This window comes from Sporosarcina sp. P13 (assembly GCF_002743055.1).
Classification (GTDB): Bacteria; Bacillota; Bacilli; order Bacillales_A; family Planococcaceae; genus Sporosarcina.
Window position 1 is genome coordinate 1 of record NZ_PDYM01000054.1, and the last position, 16585, is coordinate 16585.

The following is a 16585-nucleotide window of genomic DNA, read 5'->3' on the forward strand; positions in this document are numbered from 1 at the left end:
TACGTTGAAGTTAGTAAGGAATTCAGTAATTTCTAGACACTTTGATCCGCTTCTGAATTTTGTTAAGTAATCATCACTGTACCCACTTCGGCGCTGGCGGATGGCTCCCGCAATAAGCCAGAAAGGAAGAGCGCCTCTCTGTCTTATTGCTCCGCCTACCGCTTGTAAGGCGCCTTCGTTTGGTGAAGAGAAGTAAGTAACATAGTACTTTATAGTCTAATAGTGAGTTTACTATGTATCAAAGCCTACTAAAACTACCTTGTACTCAAAGAGCGTAGGCACAACTGCAGGGTCAGCCGAAGCCAGGAGACAACTAGCACGACCTTCGCTTGTTGGCTCCTGGCGGGAGGCAATCCCCCACGTGCCGAAGCGATGATTGAAAACCGACCTTCACTAACTTCAGTATTGAAAAAGTTAGTAAGGGATTCTGTAAGTTCTAGACACTTCAATACGCTTCTGAATTTTGTTAAGTAATCATCACTGTACTCACTTCGGCGCTGGCGGATGGCTCCCACAATAAGCCAGATAGGAAGTACGCCTATCCGTCTTATTGCTCCGCCTACCGCTTGTAAGGCGCCTTCGTTTGGTGAAGAGAAGTAAGTAACATAGTACTTTAAAGTTTAAAAGTGAATTTAACTATGTACCAAAGACTACTAAAACTACACAGTACTCAATAGCGTAGGCACAACTGCGGGGTCAGCCGAAACAAAGAGACAGCTAGCGACCTTTGCTAGTTGGCTCTTTGTGGGAGGCAATCCCCCACGTGCCGAAGCGATGATAGAAAACCGACCTTTACTAACTTCAGTACCGTAAAAAAGTCGAGCAGCGCCCCAACACAAACTGATTTTCCAAAGTACAGAAACCCATCCAACCTACCTCGCACTCAAATAGCGTAGGCACAACTGCGGGGTCAGCCGAAGCCAGGTGACTACTAGCGCGTCCTTCGCTTGTTGGCTCCTGGCGGGAGGCAATCCCCCACGTGCCGAAGCGCTGATTGAAAGCTGATCTTCTCTAGCTACAGTACCAGAAAAAAGTCGAGCAACGACAAAATCCTGCCCACTCTTTCCTCCATTGTACCGAAAGAAAAGAAAGACAGGAAACGATTGCATTCATTATTTTTTATCCGCCCTATGAAGACTAGAAAAGCTTTTGAAATCAGCCTCCACCTTCCGCGTCAACCTACGCTCAAACCACTTACCAACCAGCCACAACAAGAAAATCACAACAAACATAAGCAACGTACGAATCGGCTTCGTAAACAACGCCCGAATATCATAACCAATAAACGTAATCATCATAATCATCACAAGCTTCCCAAGCATCAACGCAAACAAATAATTCTTCTTATTCATATTAGACAGCCCCGCCACTAAATTCACTAGCGCTGATGGAGTAAACGGAAAACAGATCAAAATAAACAACGGACCAAAACCATTGCGCTCCACCCAATGAATCAATTGCTGCACGCGCACAGGTCGAGTTAGAAAAGAGAAGAAGCGATTGTCGCCATATTTCCGAATAAGCAAGAACACCGCATAAGAGCCTGCCACGGTTCCTACCCACGACAAGACAAAACCGTACCAAAAACCGAACGCAAGAGCATTCGCAATGACGAATACGACGAGCGGCAAGAAAGGGAGAAATGCCTCTAAAAATGGGGGAAGAAGCCCTATAAAAAGGCCTAGCTCCTCATACTTATTAGCCAAGTCCTCAACTTTATCAATCGATAACCATTCATTCATCGTAAACACCCTCACCGTTTGAAATTATGTAGATAAATTCTTATGTAAATTCAATGATGTACGTTAATATACCACTTATTATAGTATAATAGCAGACAGATTCTGATAGAAAGATGGGCTGCTTAGTGAATACAACCTTTTCTCAAGGCCTGAAAGCAGGTTCAAGCATCGCAATTGGTTATTTTCCCGTTGCATTGACGTTCGGCTTACTTGCCAAAACAACTGGCCTGTCCATGCTCGAAGCAACTGCCATGAGTCTTCTCGTCTACGCAGGTGCCTCGCAATACATGGCACTCAGCTTACTTGCAACTGGTGTAGCGCCTTGGCTAATTGTCGTTAATACATTTATTGTAAATATCCGTCATTTCCTAATGACGGCTTCATTGAGCGAGAAAGTGGAACCAGCGCCTAAGTGGATGAAAGCGATCTACGCGTTCGGTGTGACCGATGAGACATTCTCCGTTCTCGCCACGCAGAAGAACCGTAAAGTAACGACCGCTTTCGCATTCGGTGTAGCGTTAATCGCTTATAGTAGCTGGGTCGGCTTTACTGCAGTTGGACATTTGATTGGTGCCAACTTACCGCAGTTTTTGCAAAATGCAATGTCCGTTGCACTTTATGCGATGTTTATCGGACTTCTCGTCCCGTCGATGAAAGGTAATCGGAAAGTCGTTTTGCTAGCAGCGATTGGTGCCGCTATTCATTGCACTCTGTATTACTCAAATCTATTATCTACCGGGTGGTCGATTCTCGTTGCCACGCTCGGTTCGGCTATTATAGTTGAGCTTATTTATGTGAAAAGTAAAAAGAATGTTGATCACTGGTCTACACAACAGGAGGCGAAGAACTAATGGGTGCTTCCTATTGGTGGATGTTGCTCGGCATGGCGATTGCCACGTATTTGCCACGAATGATTCCTTTGACGTTTTTAGACGGAAAGGAGTTGCCGCCGATTGTCAGCGGCGTTTTACGCAACATTCCGTATGCTGTGCTCGGTGCGTTAATATTTCCCGCTATTCTACATATTCAAGAAGATATGTTTTTCGGAGTCATCGGTGTAGTGGTAGCTTTCGCTCTTGCTTTCATCGGACTTGATGTGATGTTCGTCGTGATCGGAACGATAGCTGCACTTGCATTGTATAGTTTGTTATAAAAGTAATTTTACTATCATTATCCCCTAGACGTATGCAGTTAAAACAGCGAATGAATTTTTCGCAACAGAAAAGCGGTTTTCAAAGAGCTATCCTCTTTGAAAACCGCTTTTTTCATTCCTCCATCTGATGCGCCCGCGCGTTCTTCACCATGCGCGATGCATACCAGAAACCAACTGTTAATGACACAGCATCAGCTACATAAAGTAGCCAATTATGCGTGTAACCTGCATAAACGGACGCTGCGATCAAAGCCAGAGTGAGGATGAGACCCACTACATGATGAAACGTGACACGTGTAAAAAACACAACCAAAAGGCCGGGGAGCACTATCGCAAGCATTAACTTCGTTTCAAAATCATGCATATACGCTCTCTCCTTTTAACGCACCGTTAGCATGCCTAAACGGAAGTGATCATGTCGGAACAACACTTGTTGCTTCAAACGTACCTCTCCGTCGCGGCCAATGACCTGCAATCGGCAATGTGCGGCATTCACTTGAATGGCATCATATAACTCATCTTCATTGTGAATTGTAATTCCATTCACGGATTTTATCAGATCACCAGGAATGATACCCATTTTTTCCGCTGGGGAATCTTTCAATACTGCAACAACGAAAATACCTTCTGTTTGCGGTACGAGTAATACGGATTTTTTTTGCTCAGTTAGTGGGATCAATATGGACAATAGAATACGACATAAGACACCTGCAAGTAACGCAACCCATCCTAGAACAGGCATCCAAATCGCTCCAATTCCTACAGCTGTTACAACAATCCCTAGCCAAGTGATTGCTTTCCCCATTTTAGGGAACAACACATCCGGGAATGTAGATCGAACCATTTGTGAAAATCCGATAACTAACGGAATCGGAATGAACGAAAATTTCTCTGCACCTAACGTGAACTGAGGCCAGTACGGTGCAAATTCTGATACCATATGACCTGGCACTAAAAGAACTACAGGAACAATCCAAAGTAATTTAGATTGGTAGATGGCCCCACGCATCCCACGTTGTGTCGGTACAAGTAATGGAGAAGCATAACGCGCAGCATAGCGACGAATCAGTGAGCCTTCTGTAATTAAAAATAGGCCCGCGATGATTGGTACCGTAATCGCTAATGTACCGAAAATGTCTACATCTTTCTGTACAAACCAGCTACCTACAGAAAAGTCGCCTGCCCATCGATCAAGTGCCACAAGTACGAAAAACGCAATTGCCGCATAATAAATAGGCGATGCCAGCTTATAGGAAAATGATACGATTACAAGTAACATGACGATTGATAAAATAATGATCCAATTAAAATCGACTATTAATCCTACACCTGCAATGACAATAGACAAAACTAATCCGTGTAACCACGCGGAAGAAATGCTGTGTTTCATTTCTGTGGAACCGTTCTTGATGCTGATTTTAAAGTCTTTTCGCTCTTGGTTCACACGTTTGGAACCGAGCATGAATGCAGCCAGTATAGCTAACAACCACACTGGGTTTAGAAAAAAGTAAAGTAATGAATCTTTGATATGGAGTAGTAGTTCGCTAGACATCATCTGTCACCTTTCTCGCTTGTCTAAACAGCTCTTTTCCCCATTGTACAAAAAAAGCGAAGAAATAGCGAGGGTGTTCTCGACGAAGTGCAAACTTTCAAGATTCATAGAAAAAAACGCACCCCCATAGAGATGCGCTCTGGCTATAGATAAAATGAATTGGGGAGCGGGTATTATACCGTTACTCTGCGTTCCAAACGTACGCGTTCTGGAACGTAGAGTCGCTGCCTTGCACTCCGATTCACTAGTTTACTTTTCTGAAGTTAGTAAATGGATAGTTCAGTTTTTCATTTAAAATTTAAAAGTAAAGAAAGTTGTTTTACTCCGTCAACTCATTCACTAGAAAATCGACAGCCATCCGCAACTGCTTGTCGTTCTTGACGTCCGCTCGATACTCTTCTGCTGCTTTCTTTAGATCAGCGAAAAATTCACGATCCATAACATGGTTTTCTGTTAGTTGGCGGTCTGCGCGGTAGGCGTGTACTGCGTTTACTGTGTCTTTGTCAAAATAGCCGTCTGTTCGCCCTGGACGGTAATCGAAAGCCTTTAGCATCCGCTGTGCATAAGCGATTTGGTCATTAAAGTGGCCTTCTGACAGCGTGTCTGTTACCATCTGCAAATGCTCGGTGAATAGGATGCTTTGTTTCACTTGAATATCCGCTTCGACCCCTTTGCCGTGAATCCACTTCTCTTTCGGCGTCAGCCATTTATTCGTCGATAACTTCAATTCTCCGCCATTGGATAACTCCATCGTTTCTTGCACAGTACCTTTACCGAAACTCGTTGTTCCGATGATTGCGCCTCGTTTCAGATCTTTAATAGCTGCGCTTAGCACTTCACTTGCGGAGGCACTTCCTACGTCTTGCAAGACAACAATCGGAATTTTCTTCAGTCGCTTATTGAACTCCAGACTCTCGGACTTCTCTGTTACGAGTGGCGTTAAATTTCCTTGCGCATCTTGCATCACAACAAATGCGCGATCCTCTTCTAATAAACTACTAGAAATTTCAGAGACAGCCACTAGGTAACCTCCTGGATTTCCACGCACATCGATGATAATTGCTTGGGCTCCTTTTTTAATGATGTCGGACGTTGCTTTCTGCCATTCTTTAGCTGTTTCTTCACCAAACATCGTTAGTGCTATGTATCCTAATTTAGCACCTCGTTCTTCAAACAACTGTTGCGAAACGGATTGTACCGGAATATGATCACGTACAATTGTATATTCCATATGCTTATCTGCATCCGGCCGGAATATCGTTACTTTCACTTCCGTTCCTTTTTTTCCACGAATTCGATTCACCACTTCTTGAAGCGTCTCGTTCCCTAACCTCTCCCCGTCAACTCGGACGATTTCATCATACGGCTGTAAACCAGCTTTTTCTGCTGGCCCTCCTTTAATAGGGGAAACGATTATATACTTCCCATTCGTTCTCGTCACTTCCGCACCAATCCCGACACGAGACCCTGCGAGTGACTCACGATGCGCTGCCGCTTCTGCCTCAGTCAAATAACTTGAATACGGATCTCCAATCGTATCCGTCATCCCACGCAATGCACCTTCAATCAACATGTCCTTTTGAACCGGATAGACCGCTTTCTCCTGAATCGCTTCATACACTTCATCTAGCACAGGCAATGTACTGACCGCTTGTGTCTGTTTCGACTCGGACTTGCCGCAACCATTTAATCCAAAAGCCGCTGCAATCAGCAACATCATAACTACTAAAAAAAGCCTGTTCCTACGCATGCATTCCCTCCTCCTCCCTTCACTATATGAAGAAAGACAAGAAGTTACGACACGAGAACAGACTCTTTTATCAGTCCATGAAATCTACTAGTTCATTCAATGATTTTTCATCTAACGGTCCAACGACTTTTTGCGCAATTCGGCCTTGCGTATCAATCATATACGTAGTAGGCATAGAGAACACACCGTACAGTTGCGTCACTTCCGCTGTTTCATCCAACGGAATTGGAAAACTTAATTCATAAGAGTCAACAAAATTCTCTACTTCACTGACACCTAGTTTCTCTGATTGTGTGACATTCACTGCGATTAGTTCCACTTGATCTTCATCCGTTAGTTTCGAATAAAAACTCTCCATATGCGGCATTTCTGCTTTACACGGTGGACACCAAGTCGCCCAGAAATTCAAGATAACTTTCTTACCTTTTAACTCTGACAGTGTAACCGTTTCTCCAGCAAGCGTTGTTAGCGTGAAGTCAGGAGCTTGCGCATATCGTTCCAATCCCTCTTCCCCTGCTTGTGCCATATCTGTTTGACTCAATGTCGTGGCCGATGTATCAATAGACTCTGGCTTATCTAGCGTATTCTGCAACATCAAGAAAACTAACGTACCGATTACTAACGCACTAATAATATAGCCGATCATCTTTTTACTCACTGCACTTCTTCCTTTCTCCTTATCCGATATGCTGATACACGTTCTACTCCCCATAGCAACAAACCGATGAAAACCGTCGTGATAAACGTCGTATGTAACAAGCCGCCTGGCTGAAAAGCCGACACCATAAAATGAACCGCAATCCAAATACTTGCTAATTCACTAATTGTATTGACATTCTTTCGATAACTCCAAAAGCTCAAAATCGTTAATAATAAAAACATCATAATTGTACCGGTCTTGACAAGATTACTACCTTCATTAAGAAACACCATGACGATTTGATAAATAGTCTGCCAACTTAGTAGTGCAAGCAACAGCGCCCATTGATCGATGCGTTGCCACTTCTCACAATATGCTAGTCGAAGCGTCAGCAGTCCTACTACACTTAAGGCTAAGAGCCAACCAAATGTCCCCCCATGAAAATACAGAATGGATAATGGGTAGTGACGTACAGTTGAAAAGTCCGTCAAGATTACAGAAAACTTCCAAATGATGATTACATTGAAAAATATATTGCCGATTCGTTCACCATACGTCTTGCCGAAATAGTTGCGAATAACAAGATAGGTCATGACGAAACCTACAATAAACGCAATCCAGGAAGATGGCACCGTAATCGAACCGATAGGATAATACTGCGTTACAAGCATCGCCAATCACTCCTTCCTATCAGAAGACATACGAAAACCTGCCAATTTATAGGCAGGTTTTCATTCATACTATATTAAAATGAAACGTAATGCAAAGGGTTGACTGCACTTGGACCGGTAGCCGAGAAGTTACCGACATGTACTTCAAAGTGTAAATGTGGTCCTGTGGATAATCCTGTACTACCGACGGCACCGATTAATTCACCTTTACCGACATGAGCACCCGAGCTTGTACCTATTGTGGATAAATGAGCATATACGGTTGTCAGTATCTGATCTTTCATAGAGTGTGTAATCATGATCACATTACCAAATCCACTCATACTTCCCGCATACGATACGACGCCATCTCCTGCCGCTACAACTGGAGTCCCCGTAGGCGCACTTATATCCATACCGCGGTGTTGTTTTTTCACATGAGTGATTGGGTGTATACGCCAACCAAACCCTGAACTATACCTTCCTTTTGCAGGAGTCGTCCAAAATCCACTAGATATAACAGGAAGTTCGCTTGCTGGTATCGATACGTCTTCTGATAACGCTAGCTTTCTTGCTTGTTCCTGTCTCGCTATTTCTGCTAGACGATTTTGTTCAGCTATAATTTCCGCTTCTAGTTTTTTACTAATCTTAATCGTTTCATCGTATTCTTCTTCTAGGCTAGATTTCTCTCCAGATAGCTTTTCTTGCTCTTTTTCAAGAATACGTACTAACTCTCTTTTTTCTGACTTTTTCTCAACTAGTTCATCTTTCATCGCTTGAATTTTGAGTTTACGCTCTTCTTGCTCTGCTAACTTTTGTTCGACTAACGCTTTCTCATCTTCCAATATCTCCATATCTTCTTGTTGTTGCTCTATAATCTTACGGTCCGCATCCATCAGCGTAGTAACTGCAGAGAAACGGTCAATGAAATCAGAAAAACTATTTGCTCCAAGAAGCACATCAAGATAGCTAACTTTTCCACCTTTTACTTGCATGACACGTACGCGCTCACGTAAGACATCATCACGTTCCGCAATTCGTTGCTCTAATTCTTTGATAGATTCTTGCAGTTCATTAATCTCTCTTTTCGTCTGATTCATTTCAGCAATAATACGATCCATATTCGCATTTGTCTCATCTATTTTCTCATTCAGTAACTTTATCTGTTTGATTAGTTGATCGGCTTTAGATTGCTTTGCCTCAATTTGAATTTCTTTTTGCTGAATAGTGGAATTCAAACTGTTCTTCTTATTTTCTGCCGCTTTTTTTTCGTTTTGTAGATCTTTCAAATTACTTGCAGAAGCTCCTGAACTACCAACTACCATCGTCAATAGACAGACCGCAAGAACACTTGAAATTATCCGGCGTCGCTTTATCAAATTCCAGTTCTCCCTTCCGTGCCCAATCCTCTTATACTCTTAAAAACTTTCTTACTGACATAAAACTACCCCATACACCAATGAACACTGCAACGAATACTAGCAAAAAGTTCAACTGAAACAAGAATGGTGTCGGGTCTAGCAATTTAAATAATTGATTTTGCAATCTGGAATCCCATAAAGAGTATAGTTGCGCATACGACGTCGTAATTACTACCATCGGGACAATCGCACCTAATATTCCAAGCCATACGCCTTCAAGCATAAAAGGGATACGTACAAAACTGTCTGTTGCCCCTACAAGTTTCATAATATCGATTTCTGTCCGCCTAGCGATGATTGTCAATCGAATGGTATTGGATATAAGGAACATCGCAGTAAACAGTAAAGCCAAAATTAATGCTAGTCCTACATTTCGTCCGACTTTTAAAACATTGAATAGCTTTTCTACTTTACCTTCTCCATACTCCACGTCATATATATACTCATACGTACTGATTTCTTTCGCGAGAGTTGCGGTTTCTTTCGGATTCGAAGCTTTCACATACAAAGCATCACCGAGCGGATTGCTTTGTTTATGAAGTGCTAGCTCATCCCCAAAAGACTTGATCATTTTCTCAAGTTCCTGATCGCGGGTGAAATGCGTTACTTCTTCCACTCCAGGGGTCTTTTTCACTTGTTTCAGCAGTTGTTGGACCTGGACTCGATCAGCCCCTGGTTCGGCAACTACTTTTATTTCTACGTCATTTTCAATATTATCTGCTAGCTGATTCAAGTTCATCATAATGATGAAAAACACACCGATCAGCAACAAAGTGACAGTCACTGCACTAACGGAAGCAAATGTCATCCAGCCATTACGACTAAGACTTTTAAAGCTTTCCCGCAAATGACGTCTAAACGTTCTAAATTTCATTGCGGTACTCTCCTTCATACTCATCCCTTGTGATTAGACCGCCTTCGATTTGAATCACTCGATGTTTTTTTGTATCGACTATCTCTCTATTATGCGTAGCCATGACAATGGTCGTACCTTGGGCATTAATGCGTTCAAAAATCTTCATGATTTCCCATGAAGTATCTGGATCCAAATTTCCTGTCGGCTCATCCGCAATAACTAACTTCGGTGAGTTGACGATCGAACGAGCAATCGATACACGTTGTTGCTCCCCACCCGAAAGTTCATTTGGAAACATTCTCATTTTATTTGTTAGTCCTACCAGCTTCAAGACGTCTGTCACTTTTTGACGAATCACACTAGGCTTTTCTTCAATTACTTCTAGCGCATACGCTACATTTTCATAGACAGTAAGTTTAGGTAGCAATTTAAAGTCCTGGAAGACTACACCAATCTGTCTTCTCAAGTAAGGTATATCTTTACTTCGTATTTTTGATAATTCAGTTCCATTAATGAAAATCAAACCGCTAGTCGGAACTTCTTCACGGTACATCATCTTAATAAAAGTTGATTTACCCGCACCACTCGGGCCAACGACGTAAACAAATTCCCCTTTTGAAATCTCAACATGGATTCCGTTAGAGGCGACAACGCCATTCCGGTACTTTTTGTATACATTTTTCATCACAATCATACATTATAACCACCTGAATTTTGTTTTTCTCGCATATTCGCCTTTCTAATTATAGCATGATTCGACAAAGCTAGTATTACAGTTATGTATCAAATGATTACGGCAAGCAATATAGCTAACACGCATCACAAATCGCCATATAGACACAAATAGACCGCTCTTAAGGAGTCCTTAAGAGCGGTCTTTTATTACATTCTTATTTCTTTTCAGCTAACCAAGCAGCTACTGCATCTGCTTCTTCGCCTTTAATGATACCAGGAGGCATAGCACCTTTACCATTTACAATTACATCATGGATTTCATCCTGTGAAAGAGTTCCACCGATTTTATCAAGTGCAGGTCCCATTCCACCTTCTAAGTTGCCACCGTGACAAGATACACAGCTTTGCTGTACGATCGCTTCAGCATCTACATTAGTAGTTGCAGCACCGTTGTCTTTTGTCGCGTCATCAGCTGGTGCTGATGTATCTTTGCCACCACCGCAAGCACCCAGTATTAATGCTGCGCCGAAAAGTGTAGCCAAAAGTTGTTTCTTCATGTAATATCCTCCCTTTTACGTGATATTTCCTAACAGTAGTTAGTATACCAAAAAACCGCCGTTTCATGGCAAATAGAATTGACAAGTTTCCAAACTGTAAAACCCTATCTTTGATACGGCGCGTCCTACATAGAGTACATTCTATAGTATTGACCAAAACAACAAAATCCAAACATGTATCTTCCTCATTCAAAAAAAATAGCGTAAAAAGTCAGGAATGCTGACTTTTTACGCTATCCATATAAATTAAGAAATCCGTGAACGTAAATACGCGTTGATGAATGGATCTAGTTCACCGTCCATTACCGAGCTAACGTTTCCTGTTTCTTCATTTGTCCGGTGGTCTTTTACCATAGAATATGGATGGAAGACGTACGAGCGAATTTGACTACCCCAACCGATTTCTTTTTGCTCACCACGGATATCTGCTAGACGTGCTTCTTCTTCCTCGACGCGAATTTGATAAATTTTTGCTTTCAATAAATTCATCGCACGTTCGCGGTTTTTAATTTGTGAACGTTCCGTTTGACATGTAACGATTGCACCCGTTGGAATATGTGTCATACGAACAGCTGAATCTGTCGTGTTAACGTGCTGTCCACCTGCACCACTTGAACGATACGTATCGATTTTAATATCTTCTGTTTTAAGATCTATTTCGATATCTCCATCAAATTCTGGCATCACTTCTATGGATGAGAAAGATGTGTGACGTCTACCTGAAGAGTCGAATGGTGAAATTCGTACTAAACGGTGAACGCCTTTTTCAGCTTTCAAGTAACCATATGCGTTATGACCTTTAATGCCGAGTGTTACAGATTTCACACCTGCTTCGTCACCTGCTTGGTAGTCGAGTGTTTCAACTTTAAAGCCATGATGCTCAGCCCAACGTGTGTACATACGAAGCAACATAGATGCCCAGTCTTGGGATTCCGTTCCGCCTGCACCTGAATGTATTTCTAATACAGCATTATTTTTATCGAATTCATCGCTCAAAAGCATTTGCAGGTCGAATTTATCCATTCGTCCTTTAAACTCTTTTAATTCAGAAACGAGTTCCTCTTGTAGCTCTTCATCTGCTTCTTCACGAAGTAGTTCAAGCGTCATTTCCAAATTCTCTTGTTCGTCATTCAAGCTGTTATATTCGCCGACAATATCTTTTAGTGCATTGGACTCTGCAATAACTTTTTGTGCTGTCTCTTGGTTATCCCAAAATCCAGGCTCCAACATCATTTCGTCCAATTCTTGCATGCTAGCCTCTTTGTTTTCTAAGTCAAAGAGACCCCCTAAAGTCCGCTAATTTCTTAGCTGTTTTGTCGAGCTCGTTCCGAACATCGGATAATTCCATCATAATTATTTCCTCCTGAGTGGTTGTTTCTCGTTATGCTTTGCCGTGGCAATTTTTATACTTTTTCCCGCTGCCACATGGACAAGGATCGTTACGACCAATATTGACCGAACGTCGAATCGGCTTTTTACGCACCGGCCCTCCATCTTCTTTCGGGTTGTTCGCTTGCCCTTTCGCCACTTCTTCACGTTCCAAGTTATTGCGGATTTCAGCCTTCATCACATACTTCGTCGCATCATTTTCAATGGACATCAGCATATCTTCAAACATTGTAAATCCTTCCGCTTGGTACTCACGTAGTGGATCGTTCTGTCCATAGGCACGTAAATGAATCCCGTTACGGAGCTGATCCATCGCATCGATGTGATCCATCCACTTTGTATCAATCGCACGCAACAGGACGACTTTCTCAAATTCACGCATACGTTCTTCGGACATTTCTTGTTCTTTTTCATTATAGCGTGCAATGACCATTTCGTGTATAAATGATTGCAATTCTTCTGGAGTTTTTTCTTCTAGGTCCGCAATTTCCACCGAATCTTCCGGTAGTAAGTTAGCTTCTAGGTAATCTTTCAACCCTTTAGCATGAACCGTATTGTCCTCTGTGTGAATAGCAACTACGCGCCCGATTACCGAATCAAGCATTCCTTCAAGTACAGGACGAATGTTTTCGGAACCTAATACGTCATTACGTTCTTTATAAATCACTTCACGTTGTTGACGTAGTACATCATCGTACTGCAATAAACGTTTACGTGAATCAAAGTTATTACCCTCCACTCGCTTCTGAGCAGACTCTACAGAACGTGAGACCATTTTAGATTGAATCGGTGTCTCGTCATCCATTCCAAGCTTTGTCATCATCGATTTCATCTGTTCTGAACCGAAACGACGCATCAGTTCATCTTCTAATGAAAGATAAAATTGCGTAACTCCAGGGTCCCCTTGACGTCCGGAACGACCACGAAGCTGATTATCGATACGTCTTGACTCATGGCGCTCCGTACCAATGACAGCAAGACCTCCGACATCTTGAATATGATCTCCAAGCTTAATGTCCGTACCACGTCCCGCCATATTCGTAGCAATTGTTACGGCACCTTTTTTACCAGCGTCCAAAATAATTTCAGCTTCACGCTCATGGTTCTTCGCATTTAAGACATTATGCGGAATACCATATTTCTTCAGGAAAGCAGATATAATTTCCGATGTCTCGATTGCAACCGTACCGACTAAAACTGGCTGCCCCTTTTCATGACGCGCTTTAATATCTTCAGCGACCGCTTTGTACTTGCCATCCATTGAAGCATAGATTAAATCGGGACGGTCATCACGTGCAATCGGTTTATTCGTTGGAATCGCAATAACGTTCATATTGTAAATATTTCGGAATTCTTCTTCTTCCGTTTTCGCTGTACCTGTCATACCAGCAAGCTTCTCGTACATACGGAAATAGTTCTGGAACGTAATCGTCGCTAATGTCATCGATTCATTCTGAACTTCTAGACCTTCCTTCGCTTCAATCGCTTGGTGTAATCCGTCACTATAGCGACGACCTTTCATCAAACGTCCCGTGAAGGAGTCAACGATGACAACTTCGCCTTCTTCTACGACATAGTCTACGTCGTTTTGCATACTAACATGCGCTTTTAACGACTGATTAATCGCGTGATTCAATGTTACGTGCTGCAGGTCAAACAAGTTATCAATACTAAACGCTTTTTCAGCTGCTTCAATACCAGACTCTGTCAATACAACACCTTTAGTCGATTCTTCAAAAGAATAGTCTTCATCTTTTTTCAGCGTAATAACGAAACGATTCGCCAAACGGTATAGCTCTTGTGCTTTTGCAGCCTGACCAGAAATAATAAGCGGTGTACGTGCTTCATCGACTAAAATCGAGTCCACTTCGTCAATAACAGCATAATGGAGAGGACGCTGTACTTTATGTTCATTGTAGAGCACCATATTATCGCGCAAATAATCGAAACCAAGTTCATTATTCGTACTATATGTTATATCCGCTTCATAGGCTTCACGCTTTTCTTCTTTGCCTAAGCTATTTAAGTTTAAGCCAACCTTCATACCAAGGAACTCATATAATTTGCCCATCTCTTCTGCGTCACGACTAGCCAAGTATTCGTTGACTGTTACGACGTGTACGCCTTTTGACGTCAACGCATTCAAATAAACGGCAAGAGTTGAAGTCAACGTTTTCCCTTCACCGGTCTTCATCTCTGCGATATTACCTTCATTTAGTGCAGCTGCACCCATGATTTGTACCCGGAATGGATAGAGTCCAAGCACACGACGAGCGGCTTCACGAACGACTGCGAATGCTTCCACTTGCAAATCTTCAATCGTTTGCCCTTCTTGATAACGCGCTTTAAACTCTTCTGTCTTTGCGGTTAATTGTTCGTCTGACAACTTTTCCATGTCAGCAGCCAACATTTCTACCTGGTCTGCAATTTTTTCTAGACGTTTCAAGTCACGTTTGTTCGGATCAAACATTTTATTCAGTACGCCAAGCATTTATGTCACATCCTTATAACATCATCAATCAGCAGCAACTATCTGCCAGTTGTATTATTTTCATCAAACGTCAAACGTTTATCTTCAATCGTATACATTTTTGAGTCACAGTTCATTTTAACATTGTAAAAAGCTAGGCGCAAATGGTAGGAGTTTTGGTTGTTACCTTATATCGGGAGTGGGAAGTATACCGTTTCGCTACGTTCCAGGCGGACGCGTTCCGGAGGGCGGGCGGTGAACCACACCCCTCGCTTCGCTCGCTGGGTGTTTCACCTGTCCCGCTGATCCTCCCGGAGTCGCCGCCTTGCACTTCGCTTCACTGGTGTTTAGTCCTGAAGTTGACGAGCGTAACGACCAGCTTTTGCGTACATAAGCGTAGCGTTTGAAGCACATCTTTGCATTAAATCCCGAACCACTCCCTAACTAGCTCCCAAAATTAAAAACCAAGCCCGCTGTTGCTGGGCTTGGTTTGTTACGTTTGATTTAGTTAGTTTCGATTAGGCCGTATCTGCCGTCTTTACGCTTGTAAACGATGTGTGTGCCGTCAGACTCTGCATCAGTAAAGATGAAGAAGTTGTGGCCTAGCATGTTCATCTGAAGGATCGCTTCCTCTTGATCCATCGGCTTCAAGTCGAACTGTTTTGTGCGTACTACGTTGAATTCGTTGTCATCTTCAAACTGCTCTTGTGCATTGTTGTTCGTATCATCAACAGATGCGAAGAAAGCTGCTACGCCTTCACGCTCACGAGATTTACGATTGACACGTGTTTTATATTTACGAATTTGACGCTCTAGTTTGTCGACGATCAAATCAACGGCTGCATACATATCATTGTTGCGCTCTTCTGCACGTAGAGTCAAATTCTTCATTGGAATAGTTACTTCCACTTTTGTTTGCTTATCACTATACACTTTCAAGTTAACATGAGCTGTCGCGTTAGTACTTTCAGTGAAATAACGTTCTAGTTTATCAATTTTCTTCTCGACGTACTCTCTGATTGCTGCAGTAACCTCAACGTTTTCACCGCGAATATTAAAATCTAACATATGAACTCCTCCTTTATTTACACCTTCACTACTATACTTCTTCATAGTACCCTTAAATACCTTTATCAAACGTACAAAATTTGCCGAAACTTCGCATTATTAACCAAATTCACTTTTCATCCTTCTTGCGACGCGTGTAATGTTTCAGTTCATCAATGATGATCGCATCCACTTGCTGTCCCTCGTCGAAGTCAAAACCGTACTGAAAACCGTTAACTACCGATTTTCTCCATGCAACATTGCCTAAAATTTCAAAGGGATGCACATGAATTTTGAACTCCAGTAGCAAAGTAAACTTTTTCGAACGTACGGGCAAATCATAAGACGTAAAAAACTTTACACCACCTGTACTAATGTCTAAAATCTCACATTGGCCCTCGTTCGACATGTTCTTTTCTTCATTGTTTAACTGAATTCGAAAAGTTGCTGGAAGATGAGGTTCAAATTGATATCTAAAATAGTCGTGCCGATTATAACGCATAGTCATTCCCCTTCAATGAATTTCTAGTATGTAAAAAACCAGAAGAGATATACTAAACTGTACCCTATAAGATGGACACTTTGAAAAAGTCCGTCTTATAGGGTATTTTTGTTTATACATAAAAATGATGTCGGGGGTCGGATCAAATGACTAAACTATTATTCACTAAAAAAGAACAAGA

At 42.2% G+C, this 16585-nt stretch carries 16 protein-coding genes; 2 read left to right on the forward strand and 14 right to left on the reverse strand.

The features are described 5' to 3' along the window. Positions 1-1112: 1112 nt before the first annotated feature. On the reverse strand, positions 1113-1742 hold the full coding sequence (locus tag CSV79_RS15760) for a TVP38/TMEM64 family protein (protein ID WP_099690002.1): 630 nt from the start codon (positions 1740-1742) through the stop codon (positions 1113-1115). Positions 1743-1855: 113 nt separating this feature from the next. Between CSV79_RS15760 and CSV79_RS15765 the strand changes: the two genes are divergently transcribed. Next, positions 1856-2593: an AzlC family ABC transporter permease gene (locus tag CSV79_RS15765; RefSeq protein ID WP_099690003.1), complete on the forward strand. Its 738-nt coding sequence runs from the start codon at positions 1856-1858 to the stop codon at positions 2591-2593. Beyond that, positions 2593-2895, forward strand: coding sequence for an AzlD domain-containing protein (locus CSV79_RS15770; protein WP_099690004.1), 303 nt, complete (start codon positions 2593-2595; stop codon positions 2893-2895). The genes CSV79_RS15765 and CSV79_RS15770 overlap by 1 nt, the downstream gene beginning before the upstream one ends. A 112-nt stretch (positions 2896-3007) precedes the next feature. Here CSV79_RS15770 and CSV79_RS15775 read toward each other — a convergent pair whose 3' ends face one another. From CSV79_RS15775 to CSV79_RS15835, 13 genes are all read right to left on the reverse strand, one after another. After that, positions 3008-3259 carry a CsbA family protein gene (locus CSV79_RS15775; protein WP_099690005.1) on the reverse strand — a complete coding sequence of 84 codons (252 nt, stop codon included), beginning with the start codon at positions 3257-3259 and terminating at the stop codon, positions 3008-3010. Positions 3260-3274: 15 nt separating this feature from the next. Further along, complete coding sequence (locus CSV79_RS15780) at positions 3275-4450, reverse strand: PDZ domain-containing protein (protein ID WP_099690006.1); 1176 nt, start codon at positions 4448-4450, stop codon at positions 3275-3277. A gap of 316 nt (positions 4451-4766) precedes the next feature. Then, the gene (locus CSV79_RS15785; RefSeq protein ID WP_099690007.1) at positions 4767-6197 is read right to left on the reverse strand and encodes a S41 family peptidase; all 1431 of its coding nucleotides are present in this window, start codon (positions 6195-6197) and stop codon (positions 4767-4769) included. A 70-nt stretch (positions 6198-6267) separates the two neighbouring features. Next, a complete protein-coding gene (locus tag CSV79_RS15790) occupies positions 6268-6855 on the reverse strand; it encodes a peroxiredoxin family protein (RefSeq protein ID WP_099690008.1) in 588 nt (195 codons plus the stop codon). Continuing rightward, positions 6852-7508, reverse strand: a complete 657-nt coding sequence (locus tag CSV79_RS15795) for a hypothetical protein (RefSeq protein ID WP_099690009.1) — start codon at positions 7506-7508, stop codon at positions 6852-6854. The genes CSV79_RS15790 and CSV79_RS15795 overlap by 4 nt, the downstream gene beginning before the upstream one ends. Positions 7509-7582: 74 nt before the next feature. Then, on the reverse strand, positions 7583-8866 hold the full coding sequence (locus CSV79_RS15800; RefSeq protein WP_233201473.1) for a murein hydrolase activator EnvC family protein: 1284 nt from the start codon (positions 8864-8866) through the stop codon (positions 7583-7585). Positions 8867-8897: 31 nt separating this feature from the next. Further along, the gene (ftsX, locus tag CSV79_RS15805) at positions 8898-9782 is read right to left on the reverse strand and encodes a permease-like cell division protein FtsX (RefSeq protein WP_099690010.1); all 885 of its coding nucleotides are present in this window, start codon (positions 9780-9782) and stop codon (positions 8898-8900) included. Then, positions 9772-10458, reverse strand: coding sequence for a cell division ATP-binding protein FtsE (gene ftsE, locus CSV79_RS15810; RefSeq protein ID WP_099690011.1), 687 nt, complete (start codon positions 10456-10458; stop codon positions 9772-9774). Before ftsE ends, ftsX begins: the two co-directional genes overlap by 11 nt. 196 nt (positions 10459-10654) lie before the next feature. After that, positions 10655-10996: a cytochrome c551 gene (gene cccB, locus CSV79_RS15815; protein ID WP_099690012.1), complete on the reverse strand. Its 342-nt coding sequence runs from the start codon at positions 10994-10996 to the stop codon at positions 10655-10657. Positions 10997-11242: 246 nt separating this feature from the next. Next, positions 11243-12344 (reverse strand): peptide chain release factor 2 gene (prfB, locus tag CSV79_RS15820; protein WP_199171943.1). Its coding sequence is split into 2 segments (ribosomal slippage): positions 11243-12271 and positions 12273-12344, totalling 1101 coding nucleotides; the frame shifts between segments, so codons are not numbered across the junction. A 33-nt stretch (positions 12345-12377) separates the two neighbouring features. Continuing rightward, on the reverse strand, positions 12378-14876 hold the full coding sequence (gene secA, locus CSV79_RS15825; RefSeq protein WP_099690013.1) for a preprotein translocase subunit SecA: 2499 nt from the start codon (positions 14874-14876) through the stop codon (positions 12378-12380). 483 nt (positions 14877-15359) lie between these two features. Next, the gene (gene hpf / locus CSV79_RS15830; RefSeq protein WP_099690014.1) at positions 15360-15923 is read right to left on the reverse strand and encodes a ribosome hibernation-promoting factor, HPF/YfiA family; all 564 of its coding nucleotides are present in this window, start codon (positions 15921-15923) and stop codon (positions 15360-15362) included. Positions 15924-16032: 109 nt separating this feature from the next. Continuing rightward, the gene (locus CSV79_RS15835; RefSeq protein ID WP_158232569.1) at positions 16033-16404 is read right to left on the reverse strand and encodes a PilZ domain-containing protein; all 372 of its coding nucleotides are present in this window, start codon (positions 16402-16404) and stop codon (positions 16033-16035) included. Between the last annotated feature and the right edge of the window lie 181 nt (positions 16405-16585).